Annotated in this window: 3 protein-coding genes; all 3 read right to left on the bottom strand. The window is 73.4% G+C overall.

Features of this window, described 5'->3' with window-relative positions; translation table 11 throughout:
* Positions 1-12: 12 nt before the first annotated feature.
* Positions 13-2,085: a M3 family metallopeptidase gene (locus L0B03_RS15495; RefSeq protein ID WP_250447446.1), complete on the bottom strand. Its 2,073-nt coding sequence runs from the start codon at positions 2,083-2,085 to the stop codon at positions 13-15.
* A complete protein-coding gene (locus L0B03_RS15490) occupies positions 2,082-2,753 on the bottom strand; it encodes a GNAT family N-acetyltransferase (protein WP_250447444.1) in 672 nt (223 codons plus the stop codon). Before L0B03_RS15490 ends, L0B03_RS15495 begins: the two co-directional genes overlap by 4 nt.
* Before the next feature lie 73 nt (positions 2,754-2,826).
* Positions 2,827-3,454 (bottom strand): alanine dehydrogenase (locus L0B03_RS15485; protein WP_374204976.1); only part of this gene is annotated, 628 nt, incomplete at its 5' end.

Raw genomic sequence — 3,454 nt, 5'->3', positions numbered from 1 at the left:
CGGCGGGGGCCCTCAGCCCAGGCCGCGCCGGGCCAGCAGGGGCTCGATCCTCGGCTCCTGACCGCGCAGCTCGCGGAAGGCGTCCATCGGGTCGCCGGACCCGCCGCGGGCCAGCAGGGCCTGCCGGAAGCGGTCGCCGTTCTCCCGGAGCAGGCCACCGTTCTCGGTGAACCACTCGACCGTGTCCGCGTCGAGCACCTCGGACCAGATGTAGGAGTAGTACGCCGCGGCGTACCCCCCGCCGAAGACGTGGTTGAAGTACGTCGTGCGGTAGCGCGGCGTCACCCCGTGCACGGCGATGCCCGCGACAGCCAGCGACCGCGCCTCGAACTCCTCGACCTCGGAGGCGTCGGTGGGGACCTCCTCAGGGGTCATCTGGTGCCAGGCCTGGTCCAGGAGGGCCGCGCCCAGGTACTCCGTGGTCGCGAAGCCCTCGTTGAACTGGCGCGAGGCGAGCATCGTCTCGACCCACTCCTCGGGCATGGGCTCCCCGGTCTCGTGGTGGACCGCGTAGCGCTGCAGCACGCTGGGCTCCCAGGCCCACATCTCGTTGACCTGCGAGGGGTACTCGACGAAGTCCCGGGGCACCTCGGTGCCGGACTGCGACGGCAGCCGGACGTCGGACAGCAGGCCGTGCAGGGCGTGGCCGAACTCGTGGAAGAGGGTGATGACCTCGTCCCAGGCCAGCAGCGTCGGCTCGCCCGCGGGGGGCTTGGGGATGTTGAGGTTGTTGACCACCACGGGTCGTTCGTCGAGCAGGGCGCTCTGGTCGACCAGGTTGTTCATCCACGCGCCCCCGCGCTTGGACTCCCGGGTGTACCAGTCGGCCAGGAAGAGGCCCAGGCCCGTCCCGTCGACGTCGTGCACCTCGAAGACCCGCACGTCCGGGTGGTACCCCTGCAGGTCGGGGCGATCGGTGAAGGTGATCCCGTAGAGCGCGGTCGCCGCGTGGAAGACACCGTCCCGGACGACCCGCTCGAGCTCGAGGTAGGGCCGCAGGGCGGCGTCGTCCAGGGCGTACCGCTCCTGGCGGAGGCGCTCGGCGTAGAACGGCCAGTCCCAGGCCTCGAGGGTCGCGTCCGGCTCGTCGACCTGCAGCGCGGCCTCGAGGTCGGCAGCCTCGGCCCGGGCGTTGGCCGCCGCGGCGGGCGCCAACCGCCCGAGGATCTCGTCGACCGCCTCGGTGGTCCGCGCGGTCGAGTCCGCCGCGACGTACGCCGCGTGGTGCTCGAAGCCGAGCAGGTCGGCCCTCCGGGCGCGCAGCCCGGCGAGCTCGAGCAAGGTGGTGCGTGTGTCGTGGGCACCGCCGTGGGCGCCGCGGGTCACCGAGGCCTCGTGCACCCGACGACGCAGCCCGCGGTCGGTGAGCGCCGCAAGGACGGGCTGGGTGCTGAACAACGACAGCTCGAGCAGGTAGCCGCTCTCGTGGCCGCGGTCCTGGGCGGCCTGGCGGGCGGCAGCGATGGTGCCCTCGGCGAGACCGGCGAGCTCGGCGCGGTCCTCGACCAGGACGGCAGCGGCGTTGGTGTCGGCGAGCAGGTGGCGGCCGAACGAGGTCTCGAGGGTCGTCAGACGCCCGTTGAGCTCGCGGATCTCGGCCTGGACCTCGGGACGGGTCCCGGCCCCCGCGCGCTGCACGTCCAGGCGCAGGGTGTGCAGCAGCCATGCCGCGTCCGGCTCCAGGTCCTGGTCGCCGGCCTCGACCGCGGCGTGCAGGGCCTCGAGCCTCGTGTGCAGGCGAGGATCGAGGTAGATCGCGTCGTGGTGGGCGGCCAGGCGAGGGGCGAGGCGCTCCTCGAGGTCGTCGAGCTCAGGGCTGGCGTCGGCGCTCGTGCGGTTGAAGAAGACCATCGACACCCGGTCCAGCAGCGCACCGGACCGCTCGAGGGCGAGCAGCAGGTTCTCCTCGGTGGGCTCCTCCGGGAGGCCGAGGATCTCCTCGACCTCGGCACGCTCGGCGGCCATCCCGGCCTCGAAGGCGGGCAGGTAGTGCTCGTCCCGGATCGCGGCGAAGTCGGGCAGCCCGTAGGGCAGTGCGGAGGGCTGCCCGAACGGGTTCGTGGGGTCGAGGGTCGCGGTCGTCATCGGACCATCCTCTCGCGAGACGGCACCGGGTACCGCCGCGAGGGGTCGACCGGCACGGCACGGCCGTCCGCCGGGGCCCGCGCCGGCCAGGGTTCTGAGGGCTGACGAGGGTCGTCACGGAGCAACGTCGCGGCCCACGAGTCGATCCGCTCGCCCCGCTGCAGGCCGTGGGCGCGCAGGGTCCCCTCCACCTGGAACCCCAGCCGCCACGCGACGCGTCGCGAGGGCCAGTTCCCGACGTAGGCCTGCCACGTGAGGCGCACGAGGTCCAGGTCGGTGAAGGCGTGCTCGACCACGAGCGCCGCGGCGCGGGCCATCAGGCCCTGACCACGACCCCAGGGAGCCATCCAGTAGCCGAGCTCGGCCTCGCCGTCGGCGATCCCGTGCAGCCCCACCATGCCCAGCATCGCGGTGGGCGGAACCGGGGAGCCGTCGTCGGACGTGCGCCTGGTGGCACGGTCACGCAGGGCCCACACCTCGCTGATGCCCTGCTCCCACCCCGGGAGGACCATGTCCCGCAGGAACCCCTCGGCGTGCTCGCGCGTGTACGGGGCGGGGACCGTGGTCCACCGCGCGACCTCCGGGTCCTGGCAGGCCGCGGTGATGTCGTCGAGGTCCTCCTCGGTCGGCACCGTCAGCAGGAGTCGGTCGTCGCAGAGCTCGAGCATGCCGCACACCCTAGGACGCGCCGTGCGGCGGTCGCAGGCGATTTCGGGGCGATCTGGCGGGTGAGCATCTCGGTCAGGCGAGGGCCTCGGCCCGCGCCGAGGCGTGCAGACCGTGGGCCTCAGCCACCCCGTGGTGCAGCAGGGCACCGGCGTGGGTCGTGAGACCGGCGGCCAGGGCAGGGTCGTCCGCGACCGCGCGTCGCCACCCGGAGGAGGCCAGGGCCTGCAGGTAGGGCAGCGTCACTGCCGTCAGCGCGTGGGTCGAGGTCACGGGCACGACCCCAGGCATGTTGGCCACGCAGTACATGATCGAGCCGTGCACCGGAAAGGTCGGGTCGTCGTGGGTGGTGGGGCGGGTGTCCTCGAAGCAGCCCCCCTGGTCGACAGCGATGTCGACCAGGACGGACCCTGCGCGCATGCGGCTCACGAGCTCGTTCGAGACCAGGTGCGGGGCCCTGCGGCCCGGCACCAGGACCGCGCCGATCACGAGGTCGGCAGCGAGGACCGCCCGTTCGATCGCGTAGGCGCTCGAGGCCACCGTGCGGACCCTCCCCCCGTAGGCCGCGTCGAGCTCGCGCAGTCGCGGCAGGTCCACGTCCAGGACGGTGACGTCGGCCCGCAGCCCGACGGCGATGTCCGCGGCATGGCGGCCAGCGGTGCCGCCCCCGATGACGACCACGCTGCCCGGGGCCACCCCCGGC

The organism is Actinotalea sp. C106 (assembly GCF_023630195.1).
Taxonomy (GTDB): Bacteria; Actinomycetota; Actinomycetes; order Actinomycetales; family Cellulomonadaceae; genus Actinotalea.
This window is presented reverse-complemented; position numbering and strand designations above follow the sequence as displayed.